At 65.2% G+C, this 24,918-nt stretch carries 16 protein-coding genes and 1 riboswitch; of the genes, 9 read left to right on the top strand and 7 right to left on the bottom strand.

Translation table 11 applies throughout. The features are described 5' to 3' along the window. Positions 1-251: 251 nt before the first annotated feature. Entirely contained in the window at positions 252-2,621 is a 2,370-nt protein-coding gene (locus EN846_RS05700; RefSeq protein ID WP_135858524.1) for an aminomethyltransferase family protein, read from the top strand. Positions 2,622-2,871: 250 nt separating this feature from the next. Beyond that, positions 2,872-4,581 (top strand): APC family permease, encoded by a 1,710-nt coding sequence (locus EN846_RS05695; RefSeq protein ID WP_127282569.1) that lies wholly within the window; start codon positions 2,872-2,874, stop codon positions 4,579-4,581. Between the two features lie 294 nt (positions 4,582-4,875). On the opposite strand, the gene EN846_RS05690 is transcribed toward EN846_RS05695, so the two are convergent. The 4 genes from EN846_RS05690 to EN846_RS05675 form a co-directional block, all read right to left on the bottom strand. Continuing rightward, positions 4,876-8,022, bottom strand: coding sequence for an efflux RND transporter permease subunit (locus tag EN846_RS05690; protein WP_127392310.1), 3,147 nt, complete (start codon positions 8,020-8,022; stop codon positions 4,876-4,878). A gap of 233 nt (positions 8,023-8,255) precedes the next feature. Continuing rightward, positions 8,256-9,404, bottom strand: coding sequence for an efflux RND transporter periplasmic adaptor subunit (locus EN846_RS05685; RefSeq protein WP_127311840.1), 1,149 nt, complete (start codon positions 9,402-9,404; stop codon positions 8,256-8,258). 57 nt (positions 9,405-9,461) lie between these two features. Continuing rightward, positions 9,462-10,067 carry a TetR family transcriptional regulator gene (locus tag EN846_RS05680; protein WP_127286231.1) on the bottom strand — a complete coding sequence of 202 codons (606 nt, stop codon included), beginning with the start codon at positions 10,065-10,067 and terminating at the stop codon, positions 9,462-9,464. 370 nt (positions 10,068-10,437) lie between these two features. After that, a complete protein-coding gene (locus EN846_RS05675; RefSeq protein WP_127392309.1) occupies positions 10,438-12,078 on the bottom strand; it encodes an acyl-CoA synthetase in 1,641 nt (546 codons plus the stop codon). A 188-nt stretch (positions 12,079-12,266) separates the two neighbouring features. Between EN846_RS05675 and EN846_RS05670 the strand changes: the two genes are divergently transcribed. From EN846_RS05670 to EN846_RS05660, 3 genes are all read left to right on the top strand, one after another. Then, positions 12,267-13,232, top strand: coding sequence for a sugar-binding transcriptional regulator (locus tag EN846_RS05670; RefSeq protein ID WP_127392308.1), 966 nt, complete (start codon positions 12,267-12,269; stop codon positions 13,230-13,232). Positions 13,233-13,323: 91 nt separating this feature from the next. After that, positions 13,324-15,378 carry a bifunctional aldolase/short-chain dehydrogenase gene (locus EN846_RS05665; RefSeq protein WP_128346293.1) on the top strand — a complete coding sequence of 685 codons (2,055 nt, stop codon included), beginning with the start codon at positions 13,324-13,326 and terminating at the stop codon, positions 15,376-15,378. A 167-nt stretch (positions 15,379-15,545) separates the two neighbouring features. Beyond that, positions 15,546-16,622, top strand: coding sequence for a D-alanine--D-alanine ligase family protein (locus tag EN846_RS05660; protein ID WP_127394141.1), 1,077 nt, complete (start codon positions 15,546-15,548; stop codon positions 16,620-16,622). Positions 16,623-16,877: 255 nt separating this feature from the next. Here the strand turns inward: EN846_RS05660 and EN846_RS05650 are convergent, their stop codons facing one another. The 3 genes from EN846_RS05650 to EN846_RS05640 form a co-directional block, all read right to left on the bottom strand. Further along, positions 16,878-17,930, bottom strand: coding sequence for a substrate-binding domain-containing protein (locus EN846_RS05650; protein ID WP_127393859.1), 1,053 nt, complete (start codon positions 17,928-17,930; stop codon positions 16,878-16,880). 47 nt (positions 17,931-17,977) lie between these two features. Next, the gene (locus EN846_RS05645; protein ID WP_127285490.1) at positions 17,978-18,973 is read right to left on the bottom strand and encodes an ABC transporter permease; all 996 of its coding nucleotides are present in this window, start codon (positions 18,971-18,973) and stop codon (positions 17,978-17,980) included. A 66-nt stretch (positions 18,974-19,039) separates the two neighbouring features. After that, complete coding sequence (locus EN846_RS05640; protein ID WP_127393858.1) at positions 19,040-20,551, bottom strand: sugar ABC transporter ATP-binding protein; 1,512 nt, start codon at positions 20,549-20,551, stop codon at positions 19,040-19,042. 136 nt (positions 20,552-20,687) lie between these two features. Here EN846_RS05640 and mtnK point away from each other — a divergent pair, with 136 nt between their 5' ends. The 4 genes from mtnK to EN846_RS05620 all read left to right on the top strand — a co-directional run bounded on the left by mtnK (position 20,688) and on the right by EN846_RS05620 (position 24,907). Continuing rightward, complete coding sequence (mtnK, locus tag EN846_RS05635) at positions 20,688-21,962, top strand: S-methyl-5-thioribose kinase (RefSeq protein ID WP_128346294.1); 1,275 nt, start codon at positions 20,688-20,690, stop codon at positions 21,960-21,962. Continuing rightward, positions 21,959-23,053, top strand: a complete 1,095-nt coding sequence (mtnA, locus tag EN846_RS05630) for an S-methyl-5-thioribose-1-phosphate isomerase (protein ID WP_127393998.1) — start codon at positions 21,959-21,961, stop codon at positions 23,051-23,053. The genes mtnK and mtnA overlap by 4 nt, the downstream gene beginning before the upstream one ends. A gap of 77 nt (positions 23,054-23,130) precedes the next feature. Continuing rightward, positions 23,131-23,273, top strand: a riboswitch (FMN riboswitch). Positions 23,274-23,351: 78 nt separating this feature from the next. Continuing rightward, a complete protein-coding gene (locus tag EN846_RS05625) occupies positions 23,352-23,825 on the top strand; it encodes a 6,7-dimethyl-8-ribityllumazine synthase (RefSeq protein ID WP_127393997.1) in 474 nt (157 codons plus the stop codon). Between the two features lie 68 nt (positions 23,826-23,893). After that, the gene (locus tag EN846_RS05620) at positions 23,894-24,907 is read left to right on the top strand and encodes a dihydroxyacetone kinase subunit DhaK (protein WP_189379608.1); all 1,014 of its coding nucleotides are present in this window, start codon (positions 23,894-23,896) and stop codon (positions 24,905-24,907) included. The last annotated feature ends 11 nt before the right edge of the window (positions 24,908-24,918 follow it).

Raw genomic sequence — 24,918 nt, 5'->3', positions numbered from 1 at the left:
TTCTCCCCCTGGGGGAGAAGGTGGATCGGCGCGTTGGCGCCCAGACGGATGCGGGGTGCGCGACGGAGTGAGACCCTGGCGTTCCTTCGCGCACCCCTCACCCGTCGCCTTCGGCGACACCTTCTCCCACAAGGGGAGAAGGAGGAGCCGGCGCCATCTCCACCTTGCCAAATCCAACCCCGCTGCTATTCTTGCTGCTAAACTAATTTCACACACAGGCAAACTTGTTGCTCGAAACATAGGGTCGAGATGTGAGCCAGTCGCCCTACCCCGCCGTCGCCTCCGGGCCGCCCCGGCCGAGCCTGATCCTCAGGCCAGGCCAGATCGCGTTGCCGCCCGGCATCGAGCGCTACACCGTGCAGGGCAACGGCGCGGTGCTGCTCGACGTCGAGGCCGGCGATACGGTGAGCGTGCGCAATATCGAAGGCGGACAGGCCTGCGAGCTGTTGGCCTGGGGCAAGGACGGCGTCACCGATCCCGGCATTTTCGGCGAGGCCGCAAACAGCAACGCCGCAGGCATCAAGGCGCTGCTGGCGGATGGCGACGACAGCTTGTCGGCGCTGCGTCTCGGCCTGCAACGCCGCCAAGTTCAGCTTGAGCAACCGAAGGCCGTGCGCGTCTTCGGCGGCGCGACGCCCGCCGGCACCGAGCAAGGCTTCGCCGTGCAGCGCGATGGCGCGCTGCTGGTCGCGGCGCCCGGCGGGCCGATGCTGGTCGACGGCCACGACACCGCGACGCCGCTCAGCGTCATCGTGCGCCGCGCGACGATCCGGCTGAAGGCGAAGTCCGGGCTTGCCGATCCGCTCGCCGATCCGGTGCTCGATCTCAGGGTCCATTCGGCGACTGCCGAAGCCTATTTCGTCAAGGCCGGCGACTATCTGCAGATCATCGATGTCGACGGCCGCCAGTGCACCGACTTCCAGTGCTTCTCGGCACGCAAGCTGGACAAGGGCCGCGACCTGCCGCTCGACGTGACGACGACGCGCACGCTGATGGGCGCCGCCTATCCGATGCCCGGCCTGCACTCGAAATATTACGACCAGGACATGGAGCCGCTGGTCGAGGTGGTGCAGGACACTTGCGGGCGGCACGACGCCTTCGCGCTCGCCTGTGCCGCCAAATATTACGACGACATTGGTTATCCCGGGCACACCAACTGCTCGGAGAATTTCAACAAGGCGCTTTCGGACAAGGGCGTCACGCCCCGCGCCGGCTGGATGGCGATCAACTTCTTCTTCAACACGGCAATCGACGCGCATGGCATAATGGTGTCGGACGAGCCGTGGTCGCGGCCGGGCGACTATGTGCTGTTGCGCGCACTGACCGACATCGTCTGCGTCTCCTCCGCCTGCCCCGACGACACCACGCCCGCCAATGGCTGGAACCTCACCGACATCCATGTGCGCACCTATTCCGGCCAGCACAAATTCTCGCGCGCGATCGCCAGACGCATGACGCCCGATTCGGAACCGAAGATGACCCGAGAGACAGCCTTTCATTCGAGCTTTGCCATGCACACGCGCGACTTCGCCGAGTACAGGGGGTACTGGCTGGCCAACTCCTTCGCCAAAGAGGGCGCCATCGCCGAATACTGGGCCTGCCGGCAGGCGGCGGTGATCATGGACCTGTCGCCGCTGCGCAAGTTCGAGGTGACAGGGCCGGATTCAGAAGCGCTGCTGCAATACACGCTGACCCGCGACGTCAAGAAGCTCGGCGTCGGCCAGGTCGTCTATTCGGCGATGTGCTACGAGCATGGCGGCATGATCGACGATGGCACCCTGCTGAGGCTCGGCAAGGACAATTTCCGCTGGGTCGGCGGCGACGACCTGTCCGGCGAATGGCTGCGCGAGACGGCCAGGGAACTCGGCCTCAATGCGCTGGTGCGCTCGTCCACCGACCAGATGCACAACATCGCCGTGCAGGGCCCGAAGAGCCGTGACATCTTGAAGGAGGTCGTCTGGACCTCGCCGCTGCAGCCCTCGATCGGCGAGCTCGAATGGTTCCGCTTCGCGGTCGCCCGCATCGGCGGCGGCAACGGCGTTCCGGTGGTCGTCTCGCGCACCGGCTATACGGGCGAGCTCGGCTACGAGATCTGGTGCCATCCGCGCGACGCCGAAAAGGTGTTCGACGCCATCTGGGAGGCCGGCCAGCCGCATGGGCTGAAGCCGATGGGCCTGCAGGCGCTCGACATGGTGCGCATCGAGGCCGGGCTGATCTTCGCCGGCTACGAGTTCTCCGACCAGACCGATCCGTTCGAGGCCGGCATCGGCTTCACCGTGCCGCTGAAGACCAAGACCGACGACTTCATCGGCCGCGACGCGCTGATAAGGCGCAAGGAACATCCGCAGACGAAACTGGTCGGCCTCGACATCGATGCGAACATCCCTGTCGGCCACGGCGACTGCGTCCATGTCGGCCGCGCCCAGATCGGCGTCGTCACCTCCGGCATGCGCTCTCCGCTGCTCGGCAAGACCATCGCCCTGGCGCGGCTCGACGTCACCCATGCCGACATCGGCACTCAGGTCGAGGTCGGCAAGCTCGACGGCCATGCCAAGCGGCTGCCGGCGCGAGTCGTGGCCTTCGCGCATTACGACCCGCAAAAGACGAAACCGCGCTCCTGACGGCCGCCTCCAAGGCCTCATCCGACCGTCTTGATGGCGGCCGCAGTGGCGTCCGTGCCATGTTTCGCAAGCGTGATGTGCACGGCGCCACAAAACGCTTGACGTGAAAGCGCGTCGGATCAATCTTCACTGTTAAGAAAAAAATGCGACTGAGTGGAAACACTACAGCCGTTCGAAATGAGGCCGGGGGGAAGCTTCGCGCAGCCGAGGCACACCGGCGGGGAACAGCAAAAAAGGGGAATTCATACATATGAGCACAATGAGCACGGTCCTTGAGCAGCCTGCGGAAGGCAAGCTGCTCAGGCATATCGACTGGCGTGGCGCCTTCTGGGTGGCAAGCGGCGTTCCCGCCCTCGTCCTGTTCTCCATCGGCGGCATTGCCGGCACGACCGGAACCCTGGCTTTCGTGATCTGGACGGTGTCCATGATCATGGGCTTCCTGCAGTCGTTCACCTATGCCGAAATCGCCGGCTTGTTCCCGAACAAGTCCGGCGGCGCCTCGATCTACGGCGCCACCGCCTGGCTGCGTTACTCGAAATTCATCGCGCCGCTGTCGGTGTGGTGCAACTGGTTCGCCTGGTCGCCGGTGCTGTCGCTCGGCTGCTCGATCGCCGCCGCCTATATCCTCAACGCGCTGGCGCCGATCCCGGTCTTCAGCGAGACCTCGCCGGAAGTGGTCGCCTATATCGCCGCCCATGCCGGCACGGCGCCCGCCGATGCCATCGCGGCGGTGGCCGCAGCCGCGACGCCGGCGATCCGCACCTGGTCGCTGTGGGGCCATACGCTGGGTCCGGTGTCTTTTACCTTCAACGCCACCTTCTTCATCGGCGCGGTGCTGATGCTGATGATCTTCTCGATCCAGCATCGCGGCATCCTCGGCACGGCCAGTGTGCAGAAATATATCGGCCTGCTGGTCATCATCCCGATGCTGATCGTCGGCGTGGTGCCGATCTTCACCGGCCAGATCAACTGGGCGAACTTCTCGCCGCTGGTGCCGCTGGCGGCCGCCTACGCGCCCGACCCGGGAGCCTGGAACATCGCCGGCTGGACACTGGTGCTGGGCGGCATGTTCATCGCCGCCTGGTCGACCTACGGCTTCGAGACCGCCGTCTGCTACACGTCCGAGTTCAAGAACCCCGGCACCGACACGTTCAAGGCGATCTTCTATTCGGGCCTGCTCTGCATGCTGCTGTTCATCCTGGTGCCGTTCACCTTCCAGGGCGTGCTCGGCCTCAACGGCATGCTGGCGACGCCGATCGTCGACGGCTCCGGCGTCGCCGATGCGCTGGCCGGCATGGTCGGCGGCGGCAAGATCATCCACAGCCTGCTGGTCATGCTGATGATCCTGGCGCTTGTGCTCTGCATCATGACGGCGATGGCCGGCTCCTCGCGCACGCTCTACCAGGGCTCGGTCGACGGCTGGCTGCCGCGCTATCTCAGCCATGTCAACGAGCATGGCGCGCCGACGCGGGCGATGTGGACCGACCTCGTCTTCAACCTGGCCGTGCTGGCCATCGCCTCGGCCGACGCGACGAGCTTCTTCTTCATCCTCGCCGTGTCGAACTGCGGCTACATCATCTTCAACTTCCTCAACCTCAATGCCGGCTGGATCCACCGCATCGACAACGGCCACATCGCGCGGCCGTGGCGGGCGCCGACCTGGCTGCTCGGCATCGGCGCGATCTTCGCCTATGTCAACGCCGTCTTCATGGGCGCCGGCGCCAAGGTGTGGAACCCGATGGCGCTGTGGGCTGGCCTGATCACTGCGGCGCTGATCATCCCGGTGTTCTGCTTCCGTCACTACATCCAGGACGGCGGCAAGTTCCCCGACCATATGCTGGCCGATCTCGGCATGACGTCGGCCGACCTCAAGGTCAAGAAGGCGGGCGCCCTGCCCTATCTGACGCTGATCGCCGGCGTGGCGGTGATGCTGATCGCCAACTGGCTGTTCGTCATCTGACGCAGCGACCTGAGAACAAGATCGGGCGCGCCTCGGCGCGCCCGATCTCTTTTGTCCAACGGCCTCTCGTCAGCCAGCCCTGCGGATCGTCGTCTCCTCGAAGAACCGGTTCGGCGGCCGCTTCAGGCCGAGATTCTCGCGCAGCGTCGATCCCTCATACTCGCGCCTGAAGATGCCGCGCCCCTGCAATTCGCTTCACACTTTTCCTGGAATTGCTCTAGCGCGCCGGCCCGCGACGCAGATCGTCCGCCATCGACTCGTGGCGATGGCGGACGATCCGAGGTTGCCACCACCTTATTCCGCGGCCAGCGCCAGCTCCGGCTTTTCGTTGTTCTGCGTCAGTTCGGACTCCGGCCCCTTGTCCTCGACCCCGGCCTTCTTGCGCTCGCGGCCGAAGAACAGCGCGTAGCCTGCCGGCAGCACCAGGATGGTGAGCACGGTAGCGACGAGGATGCCGCCCATCATGGCGTAGGCCAGCGGCCCCCAGAACACGGCGCGCGAGATCGGGATCAGCGCCAGCACGGCGGTGAGCGCCGTCAGCATGATCGGCCGGAAGCGGCGCACGGCGGCGCCGATGATCGCCTCGGATCGCTCCATGCCGGCGGCGATGTCCTGATCGATCTGGTCGACCAGGATGATCGAGTTGCGCATGATGATGCCGAGCAGCGCGATCACGCCGAGGATGGCGACGAAGCCGAAGGGCGCGCCGCTGATCAGCAGCGCCGCGGCGGCGCCGATGATGCCGAGCGGACCGGTGGCCAGCACCAGCATCGCCTTGCCGAAATGCTGCAGCTGGATCATCAAGAGCACGACGATGATGGCCAGCATGATCGGCGCCTTGGCGGCGATCGAGGCCTGGCTTTCGGCCGAATCCTCCGCGCCGCCCTGGATCTCGACCTTGTAGCCGGGCGCCAAGCCGGCACGCAGGTCCTTCATGTCGTTGTACATCTTGGTGACGACGTCGTTCGACTGCACGCCGTCCGGCAGGGTGCCGCGCACCGTTATGGTCGGCAGGCGGTCGCGCCGCCACTCGATGCCTTGCTCCAGCACCGGAACGACCTTGGCCACCTGCGACAGCGGCACGAAACCGCCGAAATCGGTCGGGATGTAGACCGAATCGACCGAGGACAGCAGCTTGCGGCTCGCCTCCGGTTCGCGAGCGACGATCGAGACCGTCTCCTCGCCGTCGCGGAAATCGTCGAGCGGCGCGCCGGACATGGTGGCCTGCAGCATCTGGCGGATGCGCTGCGAGGTGACGCCGAGCGCGCGGGCGCGATCCTGGTCGATGACAAGCTTCATCGCCGGCACCGGCTCCAGCCAGTCGTCATGCACGGCGCCGAGCAGCGGGTTGGCGTGGAACTTCGCCTTCACCTCGTCGGCGATGCGGCGCACCTCCTGGCGGTCCGGGCCCATGACGCGCATTTGCACCGGCCAGCCGGTCGGCGGACCGAGGAACAGGCGGTCGACCTTGGACCGGATCGATGGGAAATCCTCGGCCAGGATGGTGCGCAGCTTGACGATCAGCCGCTCGCGCGCCGGTTCGTCCTTGGCCATCACCAGGAGCTGGGCGAAGTTCGGATTCCTGAGCTGCTGGTCGAGCGGCAGGAAGAAGCGCGGCGCGCCCTCGCCGATATAGGTGGCGATGAAGCGCTTGTCCGGATCGTCCATCATCTTGCCTTCGAGCGCCTTGGCCTGCGTCTCGACCTCCTTGATCGAGGTGCCTTCCGGCAGCCAGAGGTCGACGAGGATTTCGGGCCGGGAGGACTGCGGGAAGAAGTTCTGCGGAATGAACTGGAACGCCCACAGGCTGGTGGCGAAGGTGACCAGCGTCATCACCAGCACGATGATGCGATGGCGCACGGCCCAGCCGACGGTCGCGCGCAGGCGGCGGTAGAAGCGCGTGTCGAAGACATCGTGATGGCTGCCGGCATGCTTGCGCTGCTTCAGGATCATGTGGCCGAGCCACGGCGTGAAATAGACCGCCACGAACCAGGATACGACCAGCGCGATGCCGACGACGTAGAACAGGGTGCGCACATATTCGCCGGCGGTCGAGGCGGCGAAGCCGACCGGGATGAAGCCGGCGGTGGTGATGAGCGTCCCGGTCAGCATCGGGAAGGCGGTCGAGGAATAGGCGAAGCTCGCCGCCTCGATCTTGACCAGCCCCTCCTCCAGCTTGCGTTCCATCATCTCGACGACGATCATCGCATCGTCGACGAGCAGGCCGAGCGCGATGATCAGCGCGCCGAGCGAAATGCGCTGCAGGTCGATGCCGAGCTCGTACATGATGGCGAAAGTGGCGGCGAGCACCAGCGGAATGGCGATGGCGATGACCAGGCCGGAACGCCAGCCGATCGACAGCAGCGAGACGGCCAGCACGATCAGCAGCGCCTCGCCGAGCGCCTCCATGAACTCCTTGACGGCATCGCGGACGACCTCCGGCTGGTCGGAGATCTGGTCGACGGCGACGCCGTAGGGCAGGCCTTCCTCGAAGCGCTGGTAGGTCGCCTCGACATCCTTGCCGACGTCGGTGACGTTGAAGCCCTTGGCCATGACGACGCCGAGCTGAACGCTCTCATGGCCGTTGAAGCGGTACTTGCGCTGGAACGGATCCTCCAGCCCCGAAGAGACTGTGGCGATGTCGCCGAGCCGCGTCACCTGGCCGCCGGCGCGCAGGCGCAGTTCCCTGATGTCGGCGGCCCTGGTGACGTCGCCCTCGACCGAGATGCGCACCGAGCGCTGTCCGGTGTCGACCGAGCCCGCCGGATCGACATTGTTCTGGCCCTTGATCGCGTTCTGCAGGTCGGTCAGCGTCAGGCCGCGCTCGGCCAGCGCCTTCGACGAAACGTCGATATAGATCTTCTCGGGCTGGTCGCCGATGATTACGGCCTTCTCGACGCCCGGCGTCGTCAACAGCATATCGCGCGCCTGGATGGCGAACTTCTTCAGCTCCGGATAGCTGTAGCCGTTGCCGCTGATCGAATGCAGCGTGATGAAGGTGTCGCCGAACTCGTCGTTGAAATACGGGCCGAGCAGCCCCTGCGGCAGGTCGCTGGCGATGTCGCCGACCTTCTTGCGCACCTGGTAGAAGGCGTCCTTCACCTGCTCGGCATTGGTGTCGCCTTTCACCTGCAAGGTGATGATGGCGCTGCCGGCGCGCGTATAGGAGCGCACGAAATCGAGATGCGGCGTTTCCTGCAGCTTGCGCTCGATCTTGTTGACGACCTGGTCCTCCATCTCCTGGATCGAGGCGCCCGGCCAGACGGCCTGGACGACCATGACGCGGAAGGTGAAGTCAGGATCTTCCTTCTGGCCCATGCGCATCAGGCCGAGCGCGCCGGCAAGGATGATCAGGCCGAACAGGAAGCGCGCGATGCTGGGGTGGCCGATCGCCCAGCGCGAAAGATTGAAGGGCCGCTTCTCAGTGCTGTCGGTGGTCATCGGCGTCAGTCCATTCCGATTGATCGGCAAGGCACGCAACTGCGCGTGCTCACGATATTTCCGATGCTGGCTTCCGGGCGGCGAGGCTTTCCGAGGCGGAGAGACACTCGTCGCGGTGGGACGCGAGGATCGATGTGGGGGTTACATCAACCTGACGTCTCGACAGCCGGGCGCTCGCCGCCCGGAAACCATGGTCCACTCGCCGAGCGAGCGGCGTTTTCATTCGCCCGGCTTCAGCGCAGGCTGCTGGTGATGTCGGCCTTGCCTTCGGCCGACGCCGACTGCTGCGCCGCGTCGCCGGAGAGCTTGACCTTGAGGTTCTCGGTCATGAACTGCGTGCCGGCGGCAACCACGACGTCGCCCTGCTTCAACCCGTCGGCGACATTGACGCCGTCGACCGTGAAGTCGCCGACCTTGACCGGGCGCGGATGAACCGTCTCGCTGGTGCGGTCGACGGTCCAGACAATCTTCCGGCCGTCCTTCTCGGCGAGCGCGCTGAGGGGGATCGACACCATCTGCTTCCGGCTCGCCACCGAGGCTTCGATGTTGGCGGTCATGCCGAGCAGCACGCGCGGATCGTTGGGCAGCGAGACGCGGACAGCGAAGGTGCGCGACTGCGGATCGGCGCTGCCGGAAACCTCACGCACCTTGCCGGCCAGCGTCAGCGCATCGTCGGACCAGAAGCCCGCCTTGACGTCCTTACCCGGCCGAAACTCGGCGATGTCCATCTCGGGAACGGCGATCAGCACTTCCTTCTCGCCGTCGACGGCAACGGTCATCACCGGCGTTCCGGCGCCGACCACCTGGCCGATATCGGCGCTGATGGCGGTAACGATACCGTCCTCGCTCGCCTTGAGATCGGTATAGCCGACCTGGTTCTTCGCCTGGGCAAGCGTCGAGCGGGCGGCGTCGCGCGTCGCCACGGCCTGAGCATAGGTCAGCGTCGCCTGATCGAGCTGCGACTTCGACGCGAAGCTCTTGGCGTAGAGCTGCTCGGCGCGCTTCTTTGCCAGATCCACCGTTTCGACCTGCCGCTCGGCGGCGTCAAGGCTCGCCGCCGCGCTCCTGACCGACAAATCGTAGTCGGAGGCATCGATGCGAGCGAGCACATCGCCCGAATTCACATGCTGGCCGATATCGACGAGGCGCTCGGTGACCTTGCCGGCGACGCGAAAGCCAAGGTTCATCTCGGTGCGAGCGCGCACCGAGCCGGAATAGTCGAGCTCGCGGGTGGTCTGGGCCTCACCGATCTCGACCACCTTGACCGGCCGGATGATTTCCTTGATTTCGGCCTTCTCCTGGCTGCAGCCGGCAAGCCCGAGAGCGGCGACGATCAGGCCGGCGACCGGCAGCCTGCGGATGATGGAATTGGACAAAGACACCTTAGCACTCCTGACTGGAGATCAACTTTTCGACACCGCGCGCCCGGCGGGCGGCGGCTATTTCAAGGCTTTGATCGCGTAATCGATGAGATCGTCGGGCATCGCCCGGTTGGTCTTGGCAAGGCACTGCGCCACCATCTGCGGGTGGCACAGGATGACGGTGGCGGCACCGAAGCAGCGCGACGCGATCACCGGATCCTGGTCCCTGAACTCGCCGGCTTCGATGCCCTGGCGGATCACCTCGGCGAACAGATCGTGGATGCTGTCGACATGCTTGTCGATGACGGCCCAGTCGCGCTCGAGCGCGACGATGACCATCTCATGCACCTTCTGGTCGTCGAGCATGACTTCCGTGGTCATCTTGTACTGGGCATGCACATAGCGGCGCAGCCGCTCCTCGGCGCTGAGCGGCAGACGCGAAATCTCGTAGGCCATCTTGTAGCTGGCGCCGAGCATGCGGCCGCAGACGGCCTGGTGGATTTCGACCTTGGAGGCGAAGAAGCGATAGATATTGGCCGGCGACATGCCGAGCTCGCGGGCGATGTCGGCGACGTTGGTCTTGCCGTAACCGTAATGCCGGAACAGACGCTCGGCGCAATCGAGGATGCGCGTCACGTTTTCCTGGCGGGCGGGGTCGGCCACGATGTGGGCGGCTTCGGACATTAGCTCTCTGTCAAATAACGAGTGACGAATTTCAATTTTCGTCAGTCGTAAATCGAAACGAGCGGCATGTCAACGCGGAATCGACGTACGCGTACAATTGGTGACAGATGGTGACAGCGAGGAAGCGTGAAACCCACGACGAGTTCGTCATCCTAGGGTGAAGCAAGGAGCGAAGCGACGCAGCGCAGACCCTAGGATCCATGCCGTGACGTCGGCCAAAGAATAAAGTCGGATCAAGCAGTTAGCTTGCCAGCGCCGCGATTCGTGCAGGCTATTCTCGACCGCCGGAGCACGGCCGCAAGGTCACGGCATGGATCCCAGGGTTTCCGCGACGTCGCTCCGCGACTGCTCTCACCCTCGGATGACGAACTCAGAGACCCTTCGCCATTTCCCTCAGCCGGAACTTCTGGATCTTCCCGGTCGAGGTCTTCGGGATCTCCGCAAACACCACTGCCTTCGGCACCTTGAAGCGGGCGAGCAAAGTGCGGCAGTGGTCGATGATCTCGGCCTCGGTCGCGCTCTTGCCTGGCTTCAGCTCTACATAGGCGACAGGCACCTCGCCCCATTTGTCATCGGACTTCGCAACGACGCCGCAGGAGGCGACGGCTGCATGCTTGTAGAGCGCATCCTCGACCTCGATCGAGGAGATGTTCTCACCGCCGGAAATGATGATGTCCTTGGAGCGATCCTTGAGCTGGATGTAGCCGTCCGGATGCATGACGCCGAGATCGCCTGAGTGGAACCAGCCGCCGGCGAAGGCCTCGTCAGTCGCCTTCCTGTTCTTCAAATAGCCCTTCATGACGATGTTGCCGCGGAACATGACCTCGCCGATGGTCTCGCCGTCCGCCGGCGTTTCCGTCATCGTCTCGGGATCCATCACCGTCAGGCCCTCGAGCGAAGCATAGCGCACGCCTTGGCGCGCCTTCTTCGCCGTGCGCGGTCCCTTCTCCAGCTCGTCCCACTCATTGTGCCATTCGTTGACGACAGCCGGCCCGTAGGTCTCGGTCAGGCCGTAGAGATGGGTGACGGCGAAGCCGGCATCGGCCATGCCTGACAGCACTGCCTCCGGCGGCGGCGCGGCCGCCGTGTTGAAGGTGACGGTTTGCGCGAACTCACGCTTGTCCTCGGCCTTGGCGTTGATCAGAACCGACATGACGATCGGCGCACCGCAGAGATGGGTGACGCCATGATCGGCGATCGCGTCATACATCGGCTTTGCCCGCACCCAGCGCAGGCAGACATGGGTGCCGGCCTGCACGGCCAGCGTCCAGGGAAAGCACCAGCCGTTGCAGTGGAACATCGGCAGCGTCCAGAGATAGACCGCGTGCTTGGCCATGCCGGCATGAATGGTGTTGGTATAGGCCATCAGCGCCGCGCCACGATGGTGATAGACGACGCCCTTGGGGTTGCCGGTGGTGCCGGAGGTGTAGTTGAGCGAGATGGCGTCCCACTCGTCGTCGGGCATCGACCAGGCGAAAGCCTCATCGCCGCCTGCGACGAACTCCTCATAGTCTGATGAGCCGATCCGCTCGCCCTTCGGATAGGGGGCATCGGGGGCATAGTCGGGATCGTCATAGTCGATGACCAAGGGCTTGGCCTTGGCCAATGACAACGCCTCCCTGACCGCGCCGGAGAATTCACGGTCGACGATCAGCACCTTTGTATCGGCGTGGTCGAGCTGGAAAGCGATGACGGCGGCGTCGAGCCTTGTGTTCAGCGAATGCAGCACCGCCCTGGTCATCGGCACGCCGAAATGCGCCTCCAGAATCGGCGGCGTGTTCGACAGCATCACCGTCACCGTATCGCCCTTGCCGATGCCGCGCTTGGCCAGCGCCGAGGCGAGCCGCAGCGAGCGACGCCAGAAATCGCGATAGGTGATGCGCTGGTTGCCATGGATGATGGCGACATGGTCGGGATAGGTTTTTGCCGCCCTCTCCAGATAGGTCAGCGGCGTCAGCGGCTGGTGGTTGGCGGCATTCCTGTCGAGATCCTGTTCGTAGGGATTGCCCATCCCATCCTCCCCAATATGTTTATCGACTTCTAATCACAGGCTCCGCTCCGCGTCACCACCAACGATGCCACGACAGGGGGCATTTGGCACAATGGTGATCTAGATTCAGCCGGTGAAACGGAAATGCATACCTCCGCTCGGTTTGACTTTTGTCGAGAGCCGTGAATAATGTCAGCCGAGGAGATGGCATGGCGATCCGACCGGCAGAACAGCTTATCCACAAGGCCGCCTGGCTCTACTACGCCCATGGCCTGCGCCAGGACGAAGTGGCGAACCAGCTCAAGATTTCGCGCGCTTCGGTCGCCATGTATCTGCGCAAGGCCCGCGAGACCGGCATCGTCAACATCTCAACCTCGACCCAGCTTTTCACCGACGACGTCTTGGCGCGCCGACTGGAAGACGCGCTGAAGCTCGACGCCGTCTGGATCGCGCCCGAAAACGCCTATGTCGTCGATCCGTCGACCGACATCGCGGTGCTCGCGGCCAGCGTCTTTCTCGAGCTGGTCAAGAAGGGCGACCGCATCGGCGTCGCCTGGGGCCGCACCGTCTACACCATCGCGGACATCATGTCCTTCGCAGACCTGCAGGACGTGACGGTGGTACAGCTCTGCGGCAACCTCGGGGCGCCCTATTCCTACCGGCCCGACCAGTGCACGATGGAAATAGCCCGGCGGCTCAACGCCAAGGGGCTGAACTTCTACGCGCCGCTGGTGCTGTCGACGGAAGAGCTGGCGCGGGCCCTGCGCGCCGAGCCGGTGATCCGCGAGCAACTGGCAGGCATCAGCGATTGCAACCTCGCGCTGTTTTCAGTCGGCACCGTCGACGCCGACAGCCATGTCGTCAAATGCGGCGCGCTGACGGTGAGCGAAATGGAAGTGCTTCGCAACGCCGGCGCCGCCGGCGTGATCGCGGGACAGATCATCGATGCCGCCGGCGAGGCGCTCGATTGCAGCTACAACCGCCGGGTCATCTCCGCCGAACTCGGCTCGCTCGGCGCCATCGAAAAGCGGCTGATGGTGGTGCAGGAGGACAGCAAGTTCGAGCCGCTGCTTGCCGCGCTCGCCGGCGGGCTCTGCACGCATCTGGTTGTCGGCGCGCGCGTGGCGCAGCGGCTGCTGGACCATGCCGGAGCGGTGACCAAGAAGGCCTCCTAGACAAACAACCCTCGCCGCCGGCGCCTTGTCATCAAAGCGTCGCGGCATTCCTGTTCACAGCAATCAAAGACATGAAAGCGGACGAAGCGACATGAAGAACCTGTGGAATGACGGCGACGCGGAAAAGATGGTTGCCGACTATGCCAAGAAGGGCGTCGGCCGCGACCTCGCGCTGCGCGTCTACACGACCCGGCTGCTCGGCGGCGAGCCGCGGCTGGTGCTCCATGGCGGCGGCAACACGTCGTGCAAGATCAAGGCCACCGATCTTGTCGGCGACGAGTGGGACGTGCTCTGCGTCAAGGGCAGCGGCTGGGACATGGCCGTCATCGAGCCGCAGGGCCTGCCGGCGGTGAAGATGGGCGCGCTGCTCAAGGCGCGCGCGCTGGAGAGGCTTTCCGACGAAGACATGGTGGCGCTGCAACGCGCCAACCTCATCGATCCCGCCTCGCCCAATCCGTCGGTCGAAACGCTGCTGCACGCCTTCCTGCCGCACAAATTCGTCGACCACACGCATTCGACCGCCGTCCTCGCCATTGTCGACCAGGAAGACAGCAAGGCGCTGGTTAGGAAAGTGTTCGGCGAGAAGATGGGCTACGTGCCCTACATCATGCCAGGCTTCGACCTGGCGAAGGCGGCGGGCGACGTCTTCGATGCCGATCCAAGCGTCGAAGGCCTGATCCTCGACAAGCACGGCATCTTCACCTTCGGCGACGACGCCAGGCAGGCCTATGACCGGATGATCCACCATGTGACGGTCGCCGAGGACTATGTCGCCAAAAACGGCAAGCCGAAGACGGTCAAGGCGGCGCTGCCGGCGAAGCTCGCCAGACCGTCCGATATCGCGCCCGCGCTGCGCGGCGCCGTCGCGGTGGCGCGCGGCGAGGGCCGCTTCGACCGCATGATCAGCGACTTCCGCACTTCGGATGCGATCGTCGATTTCATCAACTCGGCCAGCATCGCCGACTATGCCGGGCGCGGTGTCTCGACGCCGGATCTCTCGATCCGCATCAAGACCGGGCCGATGGCCGTGCCGGCGCCGGACGCCGACAAGATCGGCGACTACAAAGCCGTCATCCGCAACCATGTCGAGACCTTCGCCAAGGACTACCGCGCCTATTTCCAGACCAATGACGCGTTGGACGACGTCAAGCGCACCATGCTCGATCCGATGCCGCGCCTGACGCTGGTGCCGGGCCTCGGCATGTTCGGCCACGGCCGCACGCTGAAGGACGCAAAAATCGCCTCCGATGTCGGCGAGATGTGGATCGAGGCGGTGCGCGGCGCCGAGGCCGTCGGCCATTTCCACCCGCTGTCCAAGGCCGATCTCTTCCCGCTCGAATACTGGTCGCTGGAACAGGCCAAGCTCGCCTCCAACAAGCCGAAGCCGCTGACCGGCCAGGTGGTGCTGGTGACCGGCGGCGCCGGCGCGATCGGCGCGGCGACGGCGAAGCTGTTCGCCGACAATGGCGCGCATGCCGTCATCGTCGACCTCGATCCGGCCAAGGCCGCGGAAGCGGCGAAGAAGGCCGGAAACGGCTCGATCGGCGTCGGCGCCGACATCACCAATCCCGTCGAACTGCGCGCCGCATTCGACCGGGCGGTCGCGGTCTATGGCGGCCTCGACATCCTGGTCTCCAATGCGGGCGCGGCCTGGGAAGGCCGCATCGGCGAGCTCGATGACACCACGCTGCGCAAGAGCTTCGAGCTCAATTTCTTCGCCCACCAGTCGGCGGCGCAGAATGCCGTGCGCATCATGCTGGAACAGGGCACCGGCGGCGTGCTCCTGTTCAACACGTCCAAGCAGGCGATCAACCCGGGGCCGAAGTTCGGCGCCTATGGCATCCCGAAGGCGGCGACGCTGTTCTTGTCCAGGCAATATGCGCTGGACTACGGCGCGCAGGGCATCCGCTCGAACGCGGTCAACGCCGACCGCATCCGCTCGGGTCTTCTGACCGACGCCATGATCGCCAGCCGCTCGGGCGCGCGCGGCGTGTCGGAGAAGGAATACATGTCCGGCAATCTGCTCGGCCAGGAAGTAACGGCCGAGGACGTGGCGCAGGCCTTCCTGCACCAGGCGCTGGCCGACCGGACCACCGCCGACGTGACGACCGTCGACGGCGGCAACATCGCGGCGGCGCTGCGCTAGCGACAACCCCTGCCATGAACCCCTGCCGTCATGCAGGGGTTCAGAGGGCCGGCGGCGACTTCGACAATCAGCGACCTCGCCGCCACGAGCTGGAAACTGTCGCCGGTCTGAAGCGGTTGCCGAAATTCCGCTTCAATCTATGCCTTGAACGGCTTCGCAAGGTGGAGATAGTCGTGACCGCGAACAGGCTGCGTATTGCCGTCCTCTTTGGCGGGCGTTCGGCCGAGCATGAAGTTTCGGTGCTCTCGGCAACCAATGTCATGCGGGCGTTGGAGCCGGCGAAGTACGATGCCGTTCCGATCTTCGTCACCCGCGAAGGAAAATGGCTGCTCAGCCGTTTCGAGGGTGGCGCGCTGGCGACGCCTTCAAGTGGCACGGAGGTTTGCCTGGTGCCGGGCGGACACGGGCGCATGCTGGCGGTCCCGGCCGAGGGCGCGCCCTACGCGCTGCCAGATATCGACATCCTGTTTCCCGTCCTGCACGGGCTGCATGGCGAGGACGGCGCGGTGCAGGGGCTGGCGGAAGTGGCGCAGGTGCCGCTTGCCGGTTGCGGCATTCTCGGCTCGGCAACGGCGCTCGACAAGGACATCGCCAAGCGGCTGCTGAAAGCTGCCGGCCTGCCAGTCGCGCGGTCGGTGACTATTGAGGAAGGTTCGGCGCCATCGCTTGCCGTGCTGGTAGACCAGCTCGGCCTGCCGCTCTTCGTCAAACCGGCGCGGCAGGGCTCGTCTGTCGGCGTCGCAAAGGTCAATGCCAGCCAGGAATTCGATCGAGCGCTTGCGGAAGCCTTCCAGCACGATCGCAAGCTCTTGGCGGAGGAATTCGTCCGTGGCCGCGAGATCGAATTCAGCGTGCTGGAAGACTCCGCGGGCAAGCTCTTCGTCTCGCGGCCGGGCGAGATCGTGCCGGCGGAAAGCCACGGCTTCTACAACTACAATGCCAAGTATATCGACGAGAACGGCGCGGCATTGATCGTGCCGGCCGAACTGCCGCGGGAAGTCGAGCAGGCGATGCGCGACATGGCCGCAAGGGCCTTCAGGGCCGTCGGTTGCGACGGCATGGCACGTATCGACTTCTTCCTGATGCCGGACATGACGTTCCTGATCAACGAGCTCAACACCATTCCCGGCTTCACCGATATCAGCATGTACGCCAAGGCGATGGCGGCAAGCGGCGTCAGCTACCCGGAGGTCATCGACCGGCTGGTGGCGCACGGGCTGGCGCGCGCCGGAAGAGTGGGCTGAGGGTTGGGTTTAGCTGCCGACCTGAGTCTTCGTGCTTGCTGGGTTGTGCCTGTTTTTCGGCGAGTGCGCATTTCAGAAGCGCCGTCCCCCACTCCGTCGCCGCTTCGCGGCGCCACCTCTCCCCCCTCCGGAGGGAGAGGAAGGTGCCATCTGATTGAGGTCGCGCCTTTCCTCTCCCCCGTCGATCGGGGGAGAGGTGTCGAGCGAAGCTCGACGGAGTGGGGGTCGACGGCTCCCCTTTCGCCTAGACCAGAACTACTTGGCGTTCGGGTTGGGCATCCAGGCGGGCATGGCGACATCGGCATGGGCGAATTGCGGCAGCTTGGCCGACAGGTCCTCCATGTTCTTGATGTCCTTGTCGATGAGTTCCTTCTGGGTGATCAGCGTCGGCGGCACGATGACGTTGTGGCCGGGATCCTCGCCGGCAAGCAGCTGCGCCAGCGCCCGGACCGAGACCTGGCCGACGACGGCCGGGTTGGTGGCGGCGGTGGCGGCCCAGGCGCTGTCAGGCTCGCGCATCGCCGAAATATCCGAGGTCGAGATGTCGGCCGAATAGATCTTGATGGCCTTGTTCATGCCTGCCTCGTCGACGGCGATCTTCACGCCCTTGGCGAATTCGTCATAGGGGGCGAACATCACCTTGATGTCGGGATGCGCCGACAGCACCGAACGCGCCTGGTTGGCGACCGAGTTGGCAATCGGATTGTCGAGCGTGCCGAACATGGCGACCTCGTCGATGCCGGCATGCTTCTTCTTGACGTCGACCCAGGTCTCGTTGCGGCGGTCGAGCGGCGCGATGCCGGCGACGTAGACATAGCCGGCCTTCCAGCTGTCGCCATTGTCGGTGACCGCCTGCTCCAGCGCGAGGCGGGCAAGGTCGCGGTCGGACTGCTCGATCTGCGGGATCTTCGGGTTCTCGACATTGACGTCGAAGGCGACGACCTTGATGCCGGCATCGACCGCGCGCTGGGCGGCATCCTTCATCGATTCCGTCAGGCCGTGCTGGATGATGATACCCTGCACGCCGAGCGCGATGGCCTGGTCGACCATGTCGGCCTGGAGGGCGGCGTCCTGGCGGCTGTCGAGCACGCGCAGGTCAACGCCGAGCGCCTTGGCCTGCGCCTCGACGCCGGAGAGATAGGCCTGGAAGAAGTCGCCGGTCGAGAGATAGCGAACCAGCGCGATCTTGACGCCCGGCTTGTCGAAAGGCACAGGCATGTCAGCGGCCATCGCAGTCCCCTGCATCAGCAGCGCGGCGCCAGCCAACCCGAGCGCCGCCTTCCCCAAAAGTCTTCTTGTGATGCTCACTTTGTTTCCTCCACTTTGTTGAACTCGAAAATATGCCCCGGTCGAACCTATCTCCTGCCCCTGCCGGAAAGGGCGAAGGTGAAGACAAGGGCGACGACGAGAACCCCGCCCTTGACGAAATCCTGCGTGTAGTAAGGCGCGTTCATCATCGTCAGGCCCTGCAGCAGCACGCCGACGAAGACCGCGCCGACGGCGGTGCCGAAGGCGTTGGGCTTGGCCGCGCCAAGCACCGCGTAGCCGATGAGCGCGGCGGCCACCGCGTCGAGCAGCAGATTGTTGCCGGAGGCGATGTCGCCGCGACCGAGCCGGGCGGCGAGCAGGATGCCGCCGATCGAGGCAAAGACGCCCGAAATGACGTAGGCCCAGATCTTGTAGGCCTTGACCGGCGCACCGGCGAGCTCGGCCGCGCGCTCGTTGCTGCCGACGGCATACATCATGCGGCCGAAGCGCGTGTATTCGAGGAAGAACCAGATCAGCAGCGCCAGCACGATCAGCACCACGACCGACACGGGAACGAGGTTTGGCACGAAGAAATCGAAGCGATGGCGGCCGAGCGCCAGGAAGGCTTCGCCGAACTTGCCGTTGGCGACCGAGCCGTCGGGCATGGTCATGCCGGTGGCGATCGAGCGGCCTTCCGTCGGGATGCGCTGCAGGCCCACGAGCAGGAACATCATGCCGAGCGTGGCCAGCAGGTCGGGCACCCGCATATAGACGATCAGCCAGCCGTTGATCAGGCCGACGGCGGCGCCGATCAGCAGGCAGACGACGACCGCGACGACGGCGTTCTGTTCCAGCACCACCATGACATAGGCGGCCGCCATCATGGCGCTGGTGGCGACCGAGCCGATCGACAGGTCGAAGCCGCCGACCACCAAGGTGGCGGTGACGCCGAGCGCCAGCACGCCGGTGATGGCGACGGACTGGAAGATGAAGACCGCGCTTTGCGGCGAGACGAAGCCGTCGGCGGCGACCGCGAAATAGGCGATCAGGCCGAACAGAAGGACGATGAAGCCGTAGCGGATGGCGTGGTCACGCACCGTCATGCAGCGCTCTCCGGCGCCGTTGCCGTGTCAGTCCAACGCATGCCTGCTCCATTCCTGTCCATGCTCTCACGCCGCGCTGTGCAGCGGGCCGCCCGCCACTTCGGCAAGCAGCCGCTCGAGATCGACGTCTTCGTTCCTGTGTTCGCCGACGATCGTCTGCTCCGACATGACCAGGATGCGGTCGGCCGTCTCCAGCGCCTCGTCGAGCTCGGTGACGAAGAGCAGCGTGGCGCGGCCGTCGGCGCTGGCTCGCAGCTTGGCGGCGATGTCGCGCCTGGCCGAGATGTCGACGCCCTGAAACGGCTCGTCGAGGATGAACAGTCTTGCATCCTGCGACATCCAGCGGCCGACCATCACCTTCTGCTGGTTGCCGCCCGAAAGTGTGGAAAGCTCGTCCCGCTCCGAACGGCAGACGATGGCGAGTTCGTCGATCTGCCGGCGTGCGATGCCGCGTTCGGCGCGGCGCTTCATGATGCCGAAGCCTGACAGGCGCTTGAGGAAGGGCAGGCTGATGTTGCGCTCGATGTTGAAGCCGCCGACGATGCCGCTGGTGGCGCGGTCCTTGGCGACGAGGAAGACGCCGGCGGCGATCGCTTCGCCGGCCGAGGCCGGCGCATAGGGCTTGCCGTCCATGGTCATGACGCCGGCGAGCGGCCGGCGCACGCCGAACAGCGTTTCGGCCAAGGCCGTCTTGCCAACGCCGACCAAGCCGGTGATCGCCACCACCTCGCCGGCGCCGAGCGTCATCGAGATCGGCTTCGACCCTTGCGCGATCCGCAGGCCTTCCGCGGTGAAGACGGCACGCGCCGAGCTTCTCGCGACCACCCGGTCGAGATGGATCTTGCGGCCGAGCATGGCGTTGACGGCGCCCTCATAGTCGAGCGGCTTGTTGTCGAACACGCCGCTCACCACGCCGTCGCGCATCGAGACGATGCGGTCGGCAAGGCGGCGGATGTCGGACATGCGGTGCGAGATGTAGAGGATCGCCACGCTCTGCTCGCGCAGCCGGTCGATCAGCTGGAACAGCCGGTCGGCTTCGGCGCTGGACAGCGACGAGGTCGGCTCGTCGAGGATCAGCACCTTCGGCCGGTGCGCCATGGCCCGCGCGATCGCCACCATCTGGCGGTCTGCCAGCGACAGGTCGCTGACGCGGGCCTTGAGGTCGATGGCGAGCCCCATGCGATCGGCGACGGCCCTGGCCTCGCGGCGCACCCGGCCCGGATTGAAGAAAGTCGGCGCGCCGCTGCCGGTCAGCCTGTCGAGTGTCAGGTTGGTGGCGACGTCGAGGTCGGCGACGACACCGTCATTGATGTTCTGATGCACGGTGACGACGCCGGCGCGGATCGCCTCGGCCGGCGTGTTCGGCGCGAAGTCCTCGCCGGCGAGATGCATCATGCCGACGCCGCGCTCGTAAACGCCGCTGACGATCTTGACCAGGGTGGATTTGCCGGCGCCGTTGGCGCCCATCAGCACGGTGACTTCGCCCGCATGCAAGTCGAGCGAGATGCCGCCAAGCACCTCGATATGGCCAAAGGACTTCCTCAGGCCGTCCACGCGGAACACGGCACCAGTGCCCATTCATTCCTCCCTGACACAGACGCTATGGGCTATATCGGCAATTGTCAACACGATTGACAATTGCCAGCTTGCTTCCTAGCTTGGCCCCGCCGCCATGCCTCCGTTATGTTCGGAGCGCATAAGCGAGAGGATGATGATGACGCAGAAACTGCCGTTCGAAGCACTATCGGTCGAAACGCTGCCGGCGCGCCTCGGCGCCAACGAGGCCGTCACCGCGCAGATCGGCAAGGATGCCCGGCGCTGGAAGGTGCGTGAGGTCGGCGACGGCAATCTCAACCTGGTGTTCATCGTCGAGGGCGCCGAAGGCGCGGTCGTCGTCAAGCAGGCCCTGCCCTATGTGCGGCTGGTCGGCGACAGCTGGCCGCTGCCGCTGAAGCGCTCCTTCTTCGAGTATCACGCGCTGACCAGGCAGGAGCGCCGAGCGCCCGGCTCGGTGCCCGCAATCCACCATTTCGACGAGGCCCAGGCGCTGATCGTCATGGAATACCTGGCGCCGCCGCACATCATCCTGCGGCGTGCGCTGATCGAAGGCCGGCAACTGCCGAACATCGCCCGCGACATCGGCCTGTTCATGGCCCGCACCCTGTTCCGCGGCTCCGACCTGCATATGCCGACCAGGGACCGCAAAGCCGATCTGGCGCTGTTCGTCGACAATGTCGAGCTCTGCGGCATCACCGAGGACCTGGTGTTCACCGATCCCTATTTCGACGCCAAGCTGAACCGGCATACGTCGCCGCAGCTAGACGGCCTGGTCGCCGAGCTGCGCGCCGACCGCGATCTCAAGGTCGAGGCGCAGCGGCTGAAGCATCTTTTCGCCGCCAATGCCGAGACGCTCTTGCATGGCGACCTGCATTCCGGCTCGATCATGGTGACCGACACAGAAACCCGGATGATCGATCCGGAGTTCGCCTTCTACGGACCGATCGCCTTCGACGTCGGCATGCTGCTCGCCAATTTCTGGATGTCGTTCTTCTCGCAGCGCGGCCATGAGCAGACGGAAAAACGCGACGCCATGCGCGCCTATCTGCTTGGGGTCACCGCCGAGACCTGGGCTGTGTTCCGCGCCGAGTTCTCGCATCTGTGGCGGACCGAGCGCACCGGCATGCTCTACCACAGAAGCCTGTTCGAGGATCAGGGCGACCGGCTCGGCGCCGAGCAGGCGCTCGACCATATGCTCCATTCGATCTGGACCGACCTGCTCGGCTTTGCCGGCATCGAGGTGCACCGGCGTATCCTCGGCCTCGCCCACAATGCCGACTTCGAGGCCATTGCCGATGAGAATCTGCGCGCCACATGCGAGGCGAAGGCGCTGAAGTTCGGCCGCCACATCGCCGTCAACCGGCGCCAGATCCATGGCATCGACGAGGTCAACAATCTGGCCGCGCGGATCGAACAGGAGAGCAGCCTTTGAACGTCGGCGAGCGCCACTACCGCACCATCTGGCTGAGCGGCGACGGCCGCTCGGTCGAGATCATCGACCAGCGCTGGCTGCCGCATGAGTTCCGCATCGAGAAGATCGGCACCGTTGCCGGCATCGCCACTGCGATCCGAGACATGTGGGTGCGCGGCGCGCCGCTGATCGGCGTCACTGCCGCCTATGGCGTAGCCATCCAGATGGAAGGCGACCCGTCGGATGCGGCGCTCGACGCCGTCTGGGAGACATTGCACGCGACGCGGCCGACGGCGATCAATTTGCGCTGGGCGCTGGACGAGATGCGGCGCGTTCTCAAGCCGCTGCCGCCGGCCGAGCGCGCCGAGGCCGCTTACAAGCGCGCAGCGGAGATCGCCGACGAGGATGTCGGGCTGAACCGCGCCATCGGCGAGAACGGGCTTGCCATCATCAAGCAAATCGCGGCGCGAAAAGCTCCGGGCGAGACAGTCAACATCCTGACCCACTGCAATGCCGGCTGGCTGGCGACCGTCGACTACGGCACCGCCACCGCGCCGATCTATCTGGCGACCGAAGCCGGCATTCCGGTCCACGTCTATGTCGACGAGACCAGGCCGCGCAACCAGGGCGCCCAGCTGACCGCCTGGGAAATGGCCGGGCACGGGGTGCCGCACACGCTGATCGTCGACAATGCCGGCGGCCACCTGATGCAGCGTGGCCAGATCGACATGGTCATCGTCGGCACCGACCGCACGACCGCCGACGGCGACGTCTGCAACAAGATCGGCACCTATCTCAAGGCGCTGGCCGCCTCCGACAATGATGTGCCCTTCTATGTCGCGCTGCCCTCGCCGACCATAGACTGGACGGTGGGCGACGGGCTCGCGGAAATCCCGATCGAGGAACGCTCCGGCGACGAGGTGTCGCTGGTCTGGGGCAAGAACGCCAAGGGCGAGATCGCCCAGGTGCGCGTCTCGCCGGAAGCGACGCCGGCGGCAAACCCGGCCTTCGACGTGACCCCGGCGCGGCTTGTCACCGGCCTGATTACCGAGCGCGGCGTCGCCAAGGCCTCGCGCGAAGGGCTGAAGGCGATGTTCCCGGAGCGTGGTTAGCCACAAGGAGGGAGATTGGCAGCTGCGGCGACGGCGCTAATTGACAGCGCCGCCCTCCCCCTCCATAGCTTCACCGTTAAAGTTCTCAGGGCGGGGTGAAAGTCCCCACCGGCGGTAAGAGCCTCGGCTCAAGCCCGCGAGCGCTTCCCGGAAGGGAAGGTCAGCAGATCCGGTGTGATTCCGGAGCCGACGGTCACAGTCCGGATGAAAGAGAACGAACGGAAGGACGGGCCGCTCGCGCGGGCCGGGTTTTCGTATCGTGCGTCCTGATTCTGGTTCGAAACGGAAGGATGGACCCATGAATCAGCATTCCCCAAAAGACTATGAAATCCGCCGCGTTGCCGTCATACGGGCGCGCTGGCACGCCGACATCGTCGACCAGTGCGTGACGGCGTTCGAGGCGGAGCTTGCCGTTCTCGGCGGCGGCCGCTTCACCGTCGACGTCTTCGACGTGCCCGGCGCCTACGAGATCCCATTGCATGCCAAGACCCTCGCCGAGACCGGCCGCTATGCCGCGATCCTCGGCACCGCCTTCGTCGTCGATGGCGGCATCTACCGGCACGATTTCGTCGCCGGCGCCGTCCTCGGCGGCATGATGACCGTGCAGCTTGCGACCGGCGTGCCGGTGCTTTCAGCGGTGCTGACGCCGCACAATTATCACGACAGCGCCGAGCACCACCGCTTCTTCTTCGAGCACTTCCAGGTCAAGGGCAAGGAAGCGGCCAAGGCCTGCGTTGAGATAAGTGCGGCGCGTGAAAAGATCGCGGCGTGAGGCGCGGTTGCCGGGGTGGCAATCCCGGTAACAGCCTCTAATATCGCGAAAAAACCGAGATCGGGAGGATGCCGGTGCAGACCAAGAAGATCATCAACGACGGCAACCGTTCCGTCGACGAGATGCTGGAAGGAATACTGGCCGCGCATCCTCGCCACCTCAGGAGCGTGGACGGCAGCCCGCGCTCGATCATCGCCCGCGACGGGCCGCGGCCAGGCAAGGTCGGGCTGGTCATCGGTGGCGGCTCGGGCCACGAGCCGACCTTTCTCGGCTTCGTCGGCAAGGGGCTGGCGGATGCCGCGGCGATCGGCAATGTCTTTGCCTCGCCGCCGCCGGACCCGATCCTCGAATGCGCCAAGGCGGTGAGCGGCGGCGCGGGCGTCCTGTTCATGTACGGCAACTATGCCGGCGACGTGATGAATTTCGACATGGCGGCCGAGATGGCGGCGATGGACGACATCGAGGTGCGCACGGTGCTGACCACCGACGACGTCGCCTCGGCGCCGCGCGACCAGCGGCAGAAGCGGCGCGGCGTCGCCGGCAATTTCTTCATCTTCAAGGCGGCGGGCGCTGCCTGCGAGCGCATGCTCTCCTTCGACGAGGTCGAGCGCATCGCCAGGAAGGCCAACGACCACACCTTCACCATGGGCGTGGCGCTGTCGCCCTGCTCGCTGCCGCAGACGCGGCGGCCGAACTTCGAGATCGGCGCCGACGAGATGGAGATCGGCATGGGCATCCATGGCGAGCCCGGCATCGCGCGCGGCAAGCTCAGGACCGCTGACGAGATCACCGACGAGATGCTGGACAGGATCATTGCCGAGATGGCGCCGTCGCGTGGCGACAAGGTCGCGGTGTTGGTCAACTCGCTCGGCTCGACGCCGTTGATGGAGCTCTACATCATGAACCGGCGCGTCAAGCAGCGGCTCGACGACATCGGCGTCTCGGTGCATGCGACCTGGGTCGGCAATTACTGCACCTCGCTCGAAATGGCTGGCGCCTCGCTGACACTGGAGCATCTCGACGGCGAGTTGCAGACCCTGCTCGACCATCCGTGCGACTGCGCCATGTTCCGCGCCGGCTGAGGGGACTGTCC

The sequence above is a fragment of the Mesorhizobium sp. M4B.F.Ca.ET.203.01.1.1 genome, assembly GCF_004791025.1.
Classification (GTDB): domain Bacteria; phylum Pseudomonadota; class Alphaproteobacteria; order Rhizobiales; family Rhizobiaceae; genus Mesorhizobium; species Mesorhizobium abyssinicae.
This window is presented reverse-complemented; position numbering and strand designations above follow the sequence as displayed.